Source organism: Aeromicrobium sp. PFPM2_SD2, from assembly GCF_057364525.1.
Genome location: NZ_JBNFNZ010000075.1, coordinates 1 through 7429 on the forward strand (window position 1 = coordinate 1; position 7429 = coordinate 7429).

7 protein-coding genes and 1 pseudogene are annotated in these 7429 nt (G+C 73.1%); 3 read left to right on the top strand and 5 right to left on the bottom strand.

What is annotated here, in order from left to right; genetic code table 11:
* Nucleotides 1–298: DUF3515 family protein (locus AC2W7G_RS05760; protein WP_485867594.1), on the top strand; the 298-nt coding region annotated here is incomplete at its 5' end.
* Nucleotides 299–410: 112 nt separating this feature from the next.
* Here the strand turns inward: AC2W7G_RS05760 and AC2W7G_RS05765 are convergent.
* Nucleotides 411–1480, bottom strand: a pseudogene (locus tag AC2W7G_RS05765) (D-alanine--D-alanine ligase family protein).
* Between the two features lie 35 nt (nt 1481–1515).
* Between AC2W7G_RS05765 and AC2W7G_RS05770 the strand changes: the two are divergent.
* On the top strand, nt 1516–2652 hold the full coding sequence (locus tag AC2W7G_RS05770; protein ID WP_485867595.1) for a trans-sulfuration enzyme family protein: 1137 nt from the start codon (nt 1516–1518) through the stop codon (nt 2650–2652).
* Nucleotides 2653–2655: 3 nt separating this feature from the next.
* Here the strand turns inward: AC2W7G_RS05770 and AC2W7G_RS05775 are convergent, their stop codons facing one another.
* From AC2W7G_RS05775 to leuC, 4 genes are read right to left on the bottom strand one after another with little or no spacing between them, the layout of a single operon-like run.
* The gene (locus AC2W7G_RS05775; protein ID WP_485867596.1) at nt 2656–3657 is read right to left on the bottom strand and encodes an NAD(P)H-dependent glycerol-3-phosphate dehydrogenase; all 1002 of its coding nucleotides are present in this window, start codon (nt 3655–3657) and stop codon (nt 2656–2658) included.
* Nucleotides 3657–4394, bottom strand: a complete 738-nt coding sequence (locus tag AC2W7G_RS05780) for a lysophospholipid acyltransferase family protein (protein ID WP_485867597.1) — start codon at nt 4392–4394, stop codon at nt 3657–3659. Before AC2W7G_RS05780 ends, AC2W7G_RS05775 begins: the two co-directional genes overlap by 1 nt.
* A 53-nt stretch (nt 4395–4447) precedes the next feature.
* Nucleotides 4448–5044, bottom strand: a complete 597-nt coding sequence (gene leuD, locus AC2W7G_RS05785; protein ID WP_485867598.1) for a 3-isopropylmalate dehydratase small subunit — start codon at nt 5042–5044, stop codon at nt 4448–4450.
* A 3-nt stretch (nt 5045–5047) separates the two neighbouring features.
* A complete protein-coding gene (gene leuC, locus AC2W7G_RS05790) occupies nt 5048–6469 on the bottom strand; it encodes a 3-isopropylmalate dehydratase large subunit (protein WP_485867599.1) in 1422 nt (473 codons plus the stop codon).
* Nucleotides 6470–6551: 82 nt separating this feature from the next.
* Between leuC and AC2W7G_RS05795 the strand changes: the two genes are divergently transcribed.
* A complete protein-coding gene (locus AC2W7G_RS05795; protein WP_485867600.1) occupies nt 6552–7274 on the top strand; it encodes an IclR family transcriptional regulator in 723 nt (240 codons plus the stop codon).
* Nucleotides 7275–7429 lie beyond the last annotated feature (155 nt).

Genomic DNA, 7429 nt, shown 5'->3' on the forward strand with positions numbered 1-7429 from the left:
GACGTGCCGCCCGCCGGGTGGCGACGACGTCGCCGCCGCCTGGGGCGACCCGCCGATCGTGCTGCGCTGCGGCGTCGAGGACCCCGCCGCCCTCACCCCCGCCTCGCGCTGCGACATGGTCGCGGACGTCGGCTGGTTCACCGAGGAGATCGCGGGCGGCTTCCTGTTCACGACCATCGGTCGTCGCTTCAACGTGAGCGTCGAGGTGCCCGACGACTACGCGCCCGAGGCGGACGTGCTGGTCGACCTGGCCGAGCTCGTGCAGAAGCACGTGCCGGTCGAGAAGCCCTGCGTCTAGACCCCTCGTCCCGGGGCCCCGTCCCGGGAGCGTGACGTTCCGGGGTGAAGACGCGCTCAGGAGCCCCGAGACGTCACGCGCAGCGGGAGCCGCGTGGTCGGGAGGCGGCGTCTCAGCGCAGGCCGGTGGGACGGGCCAGGGCCAGCTGCAGCAGGCGGTCGACCAGGTCGGCGTAGGAGACGCCGCTCGCGGCCCACAGGTTCGGGAACATCGAGAACGGCGTGAACCCGGGCATCGTGTTGATCTCGTTGATGACCAGGCCGGCGTTCTCGGTCCAGAAGAAGTCGACCCGGGCCAGTCCCTCGCAGCCGAGCGCCTCGAACGCCTGCACGCCGTAGGCGCGGATGCGCTCGGAGAGGGTGACCGAGATGTCGGCGGGCACGACGTTGGTGCTGGTGCCGTCGAGGTACTTGGCGTCGAAGTCGTAGAACTCGTGCGCGGCCTCCTCGGCCACGACGATCTCGCCGACGACGCTGGCCACGGCCGTGCCGTCGGGCTGCTGGATCACGCCGACCTCGAGCTCGCGGCGGCCGCGAGCGGCGGCCTCGACGACGACCTTGGGGTCGAGCTCGGCGGCGGCCAGGACGGCGGCCTCCAGCTCGTCCCAGGACGACACCTGGCGCACGCCCGAGCTCGACCCGGCGCGGGCGGGCTTGACGAAGACCGGCAGGCCGAGCGCGTGGACGCGGGCCTCGACCCGCTCGCGGTCGCTCTTCCAGGCGCCCGGGGCGATGGTCACGTACGGCAGCTGGGGCAGCCGGCGGCGGAGAAGACGGTCTTGGTGAACGGCTTGTCCATGGCGACGGCGCTCGCGAGCACGCCCGAGCCGACGTAGCGGACCCCGGCCATCTCGAACAGGCCCTGGACGGTGCCGTCCTCGCCCCACGGCCCGTGCAGCAGCGGGAGCACGACGTCGAAGGACGCGACGTCGTCCCAGTCGAAGCGGGGCAGGTCGCCGCGCACCTCGGGCAGGGCGCCCTCCAGGTCGTCCCACTGCGCGGTCTCCAGCACCCAGTCGCCGGAGCGGGTGATGCCGACCGGGACGACGTCGTAGCGGTCGCGGTCGACGACGGCCAGGACCTCGCGGGCCGTGAGGCACGACACACCGTGCTCGCTGGAGCGTCCGCCGAAGAGCACCGCCACGCGCGGGCGTGCAGGGGTTCCACCAGGCAGGACGTCCATGGGCAGCGACATTACCGTGCAGGCACAATGGCCTCATGCCCCGACACCCGCGCGCCCGCCAGGACTCGTCAGGACTCGATCTCTCCCCCAGCACCGTCGCCGTCAGCAGCGGCCGGCCCGACCGCGTGCCCGGGGGGCCGCTCAGCGCCCCGCTCACCCTGGCCAGTGCGCTGCACCCCGGTGCGGACTCCTCGTACGCCCGCCACGGCAGTCCCGCGTTCGAGGCCTTCGAGCGGGTCGTGGGCGACCTGGAGGGCGGCCAGGCGGTCGGGTTCGCCTCCGGCCAGGCCGCGACCACCGCCGTGCTCGACCTCGTCCCGCACGGCGGCGTCGTCGTCGCGTCCAAGAACCCCTACAGCGGCACGCTGTCGCTGCTCAAGGAGCGGGCCAAGCGTGGCGCGATCGAGCTGCGGCTCGTGAGCCACACCAGCACCGACAACGTCGTGAAGGCGGCCGAGGACGCCGCCCTGCTGTGGCTGGAGTCGCCGACCAACCCCATGCTGCAGGTCGCCGACGTCGAGGCGATCGCCACGGCGGTCTCGGAGCGGGGCACGGCGGTGGCGGTCGACAACACGTTCGCCACGCCGCTGCGCCAGCGTCCGCTCGACCTCGGGGCCGACTTCGTCGTCCACTCCGCGTCCAAGCTGCTGTCGGGCCACACCGACCTCGTGCTCGGGGCGGTCGTGACCCGCGACCCGCGCGGCTACAAGGCGCTCGTGGGCCGGCGCACCCAGCACGGCGCCATCCCCGGCGCGATGGAGGCGTGGCTCGCGGTGCGCGGCATCCGCACCCTGGCCGTCCGGCTCGACCGGGCCGAGGCGAACGCGCGGGTGCTCGCGGAGCGCCTGGAGGCCTCCGACCTCGTCGACAAGGTCCGCTACCCCGGGTTCGGCACCATCGTGTCCTTCGACGTGGCCGCGGGCGCGGACGTCGCCGAGGACGCCTGCTCCATCAGCGAGCTGGTCACCCACGCGACCAGCCTGGGCGGCGTGGAGACCACGTGGGAGCGGCGCCGCCGTCACGCGCTCGAGCCGGGCACCGTCCCGGACAACCTCGTGCGCCTGTCCGTGGGCATCGAGGACGTCGACGACCTGTGGGCCGACGTGGAGCACGCGCTCAAGGCCGCCACGCGACGGGCCGCGCGGGCCGCGGCGCGCGCCGCCAAGCAGTAGCGCTCAGTGCCGCTCGTGCTTGGTCTCGCGGGCGATCATCTCGCGGACCAGGTCGGCCGGTGACAGCGTGCCGGCGACCAGCCGGGCGACCGCCTCGACGATCGGCATCTCGATGTCGTGCAGCCGGGCCAGCTCGGCGACCGACTGGCAGGACTTGACGCCCTCGGCCACCTGGCGCGTCTGAGCGGTCACCTGGTCGACGCTCATGCCCTGGCCGAGCTTCTCGCCGAAGGTGCGGTTGCGCGACAGCGGCGAGGAGCACGTGGCGACCAGGTCGCCGAGGCCGGCCAGGCCGAGGAAGGTCATCGGGTCGGCGCCCATCGCCGCACCGAGGCGCGCGGTCTCGGCCAGGCCGCGGGTGATGACCGACGCCTTGGAGTTGTCGCCGTAGCCGAGGCCGACGCACACGCCGACGGCCAGGCCGATGACGTTCTTCGTCGTGCCGCCGAGCTCGCAGCCCACGACGTCGGTGTTCGTGTAGGGGCGGAACGACGGGGTGTGGCACAGCTTCTGCAGCCGCTCGGCGACGCCGAGGTCGGTGCAGGCGATGACCGCGGCGGCCGGCTCGCGGTCGGCGATCTCGCGGGCGAGGTTGGGGCCGGTCAGCACCGCGATGCGGTCGGCCGGGGCGCCGGTGACGTCGGCGATGACCTCGCTCATCCGCTGGTGCGTGCCGAGCTCGACGCCCTTCATGAGGCTCACCAGGATGGTGTCGGTACCGCACATCGGGCCCCACTCGGTGAGGTTCGCCCGCAGCTGCTGGGACGGCACGGCCAGCACGACGACCTCGCGGTCGTGCAGGGCGACGGCCGGGTCGTGGGTGGCGGTGACCAGGTCGGGCAGCGCGATGCCGGGCAGGTAGTCGGGGTTCTCGTGCTGCTCGTTGATCGCGCGCGCGACCTCCTCGCGGCGTGCCCACACGCAGACCTCGTTGCCCGCGTCGGCGAGCACGAGCGCGAACGCCGTGCCCCACGAGCCGGCCCCCATCACGGCGATCCTGGCCATCAGGCGCTCCTCCTGTGCTGGTCCCCCACGGAGTGGGCGTCGATCGGTGGACGGGTCGGTCGCTCGCCGCGCAGCTCGGCCAGCAGCTCGGTGATGGCGGCCATCATCCGCGCGGTGCCCTCGCGCAGGACGGACTCCTCGAGCGGACGTCCGGCCAGGTCGCTCAGGTCGACCGGCGGGCCGACCAGCACCCGGTAGGTGCGGCGCGGGAAGAACCGGGGCCGCTTCGTGTACGGCCACAGGACGTCCTGCGGGCCCCACTGGGCGACCGGGACGAGCGGCGCGCCGGTGCGCAGCGCCACGCGCACGGCGCCGGTGTGCCCGGTCATGGGCCACAGGTCGGGGTCGCGGGTGATCGTGCCCTCGGGGTAGAAGCTCACCACCCAGCCGCGCTCGACGGCGGCGACCGCGGCGTCGAAGGCGTCGCGGGCCCGGTCGCTGCGGCGGTAGACCGGGATCTGCTCGGCGTTGCTCACCACCCGGCCGACGAGCGGCTTGACCCGGAACAGCCCCTCCTTGGCCAGGAAGTGCGGCGAGATCCGGTGGTCGATCATCCAGTGCGCCAGCATGATCGGGTCCAGGTGCGACACGTGGTTCGCGGCGAGCACGAAGCCACCCTCGGCGGGCAGGTTCTCGGCGCCGCGCCAGTCGCGCTTGGTGAGCACCATGAGCGGCCGGCGCAGGAGCAGCTTCACCAGGCGCACGGTCGTCGAGAGGCGGGCCCGGGCGTGCGTCATGGGGGCGAGCCTACGGCTCGGCGGGGGCGCGCCGCACGCACCCCCGCCGCGCCTCAGCGTGCCGGCAGCGTCGCCGGCTTGAACGCCGGACGACGGGCCTCGTAGGCGCTGATGTCGTCGTCGTGCGACAGGGTGATCGCGACGTCGTCCAGGCCCTCCAGCAGGCGCCAGCGCGTGTAGTCGTCGATCTGGAACGGGGCCTCGAGGTCCCCGGCCCGGACGGTGCGCGACTCCAGGTCGACGGTCACCGCGGCGCCCGGCTCGGCCTCGAGGTACGCCCAGATCCGCTCCACGACGTCCTCGTCGACCTGGGCGGCGAGCAGGCCGGCCTTGCCCGAGTTGCCGCGGAAGATGTCGGCGAAGCGGGGCGAGATGACGGCCTTGAAGCCGTAGTCCATGAGCGCCCACACGGCGTGCTCGCGCGAGGAGCCGGTGCCGAAGTCCGGGCCGGCGACCAGCACGGTCGCGTCCCGGTAGGCGTCCTGGTTGAGCACGAACGACTCGTCGTTGCGCCAGGCCGAGAACAGCCCGTCCTCGAAGCCCGTGCGGGACACTCGCTTGAGGTAGACCGCCGGGATGATCTGGTCGGTGTCGACGTTGCTGCGGCGCAGCGGGGCGCCGACGCCGGTGTGCGAGGTGAACTTCTCCATGGCTCAGGCTCCTGCCTTCGAGAGCTGCTGCAGGTCGGCGGGCGAGGCCAGGTGGCCCAGCACGCCGGTGGCGACGGCGACCTCGGGCGAGACCAGGTGCGTGCGTCCGCCCTTGCCCTGGCGTCCCTCGAAGTTGCGGTTGGACGTGGACGCGCTGCGCTCGCCCGGGGTCAGCTGGTCGGGGTTCATGCCCAGGCACATCGAGCAGCCCGCTCCGCGCCACTCGGCGCCGGCCTCCTTGAACACGACGTCCAGGCCCTCCTGCTCGGCCTGCAGGCGCACGCGCACCGAGCCGGGGACGACGAGCACGCGGGTGTTCTCGGCGACCTTGTGCCCCTCGATGAGGCTCGCGGCGGTGCGCAGGTCCTCGATGCGACCGTTGGTGCACGAGCCGATGAACACGGTGTCGACGGCGATGTCGCGCATCGGGGTGCCGGCGGTCAGGCCCATGTACTCCAGCGCCCGCTCGGCGGCGACGCGCTCGTTCGGGTCCTCGAACGAGGCCGGGTCCGGCACGTCGCCCGACAGCGCGACGCCCTGGCCGGGGTTCGTGCCCCAGGTGACGAACGGCGTGATCGTGCTCGCGTCGATGGTGACGACCTTGTCGAAGACCGCGTCGTCGTCGGTGACCAGGCTGCGCCAGTAGGCGACGGCCTCGTCCCACGCGTCGCCCTGCGGGGCGTGCGGGCGGCCCTGCAGGTACGCGAACGTGGTCTCGTCCGGGGCGATGAGGCCGGCTTTGGCGCCCCACTCGATGGACATGTTGCAGATGGTCATCCGCGCCTCCATCGACAGCTTGCGGATGGCCTCGCCGCGGTACTCCACGATGTAGCCCTGGCCGCCGCCGGTGGTCTCCTGCGTGATGAGCGCCAGGATGAGGTCCTTGGCGGTCGAGCCCTCGGGCAGGTCGCCGACGACCTCGACGGCCATCATCTTGGGCTTGGCCTGCGACAGCGACTGCGTGGCCAGCACGTGCTCGACCTCGGACGTCCCGATGCCGAACGCGATCGAGCCGAAGGCGCCGTGCGTGGACGTGTGGGAGTCGCCGCACACGATCGTCATGCCGGGCTGGGTCAGGCCCAGCTGCGGGCCGACGACGTGGACGATGCCCTGGTCGATGTCACCCATCGGGTGCAGCCGGACGCCGAACTCCTCGGCGTTGCGGCGCAGCGTCTCGACCTGCGTGCGCGACACCAGGTCGGCGATCGGCTTGTCGAGGTCCGTGGTCGGGATGTTGTGGTCCTCGGTGGCCAGCGTGAGGTCCGGACGGCGGACCGGGCGCCCCGAGAGGCGGAGCCCGTCGAAGGCCTGCGGACTGGTGACCTCGTGGATGAGGTGCAGGTCGATGTAGAGCAGGTCCGGCTCTCCGTCGGCGCTGCGGACGACGTGGTCGTCCCAGATCTTCTCAGCAAGCGTCTTGCCCATGGCTGGCTCCTCGGCAGATGTGTCGTCCGTCCTGAGTCCCGCCGCACTTGCGTCTCACAATGCGATACGGCAGTATCAAGACATGGACAACTCTAGCGGAGTCGGGGTTCTGGACAAAGCCGCGCTCGTCCTGGCCGCCCTGGAGCCGGGACCGCAGACGCTCGCGGGCCTGGTCGCGGGCACCGGACTGGCCCGGCCGACCGCGCATCGACTGGCCGTGGCGCTCGAGCATCATCGGCTCGTCGCCCGTGACATGCAAGGACGCTTCATCCTGGGCCCGCGCCTGGGCGAGCTGGCCGCCGCGGCGGGTGAGGACCGCCTGCTGGCGGCCGCCGGACCGGTGCTCGCGCGACTGCGCGACATCACCGGCGAGTCGGCCCAGCTCTACCGCCGTCAGGGCGACGCCCGCGTGTGCGTGGCCTCGGCCGACCGGCCCACGGGCCTGCGCGACTCGATCCCAGTCGGCTCGCAGCTGACCATGTCGGCCGGGTCCGCGGCGCAGGTGCTGCTGGCCTGGGAGGACCCCGAGCGGATGAACAAGGGCCTGGTGAAGGCGACGTTCTCGGCCGCCGAGCTGTCGGCCGTGCGTCGCCGCGGCTGGGCGCAGAGCGTCGGCGAGCGCGAGGCCGGCGTCGGCTCGGCCTCCGCGCCGGTCCGCTCCCCTTCCGGCAAGGTCGTCGCCGCGGTGTCGGTGTCCGGACCGCTGGAGCGCCTCACACGCCAGCCCGGACGCATGCACGCCCCGGCCGTCGTCGCAGCCGCCGAGCGGCTGTCGCAGTCGCTGCGCCGCTCGAACGAGGGCTAGCTAGCGGGTGCCCAGGGCCAGCAGGAGCTGCTCGCGCGGCATGCGCGAGTAGCCGCTGACGCCCTGGGCGCGCGCCTCGGCGCGCAGCCGGGTGAGGCTCCACGTGGCGTACGGTCGTCGGCCGGGCCAGCACCGCGGGCTGCAGCGCGCGGCCG

Coding starts and splice junctions, on each gene's coding strand:
- AC2W7G_RS05770 (WP_485867595.1), top strand. CDS start 1,516: ATGCCCCGACACCCGCGCGCCCGCCAGGACTCGTCAGGACTCGATCTC.
- AC2W7G_RS05775 (WP_485867596.1), bottom strand. CDS start 3,657: ATGGCCAGGATCGCCGTGATGGGGGCCGGCTCGTGGGGCACGGCGTTC.
- AC2W7G_RS05780 (WP_485867597.1), bottom strand. CDS start 4,394: ATGACGCACGCCCGGGCCCGCCTCTCGACGACCGTGCGCCTGGTGAAG.
- leuD (WP_485867598.1), bottom strand. CDS start 5,044: ATGGAGAAGTTCACCTCGCACACCGGCGTCGGCGCCCCGCTGCGCCGC.
- leuC (WP_485867599.1), bottom strand. CDS start 6,469: ATGGGCAAGACGCTTGCTGAGAAGATCTGGGACGACCACGTCGTCCGC.
- AC2W7G_RS05795 (WP_485867600.1), top strand. CDS start 6,552: ATGGACAACTCTAGCGGAGTCGGGGTTCTGGACAAAGCCGCGCTCGTC.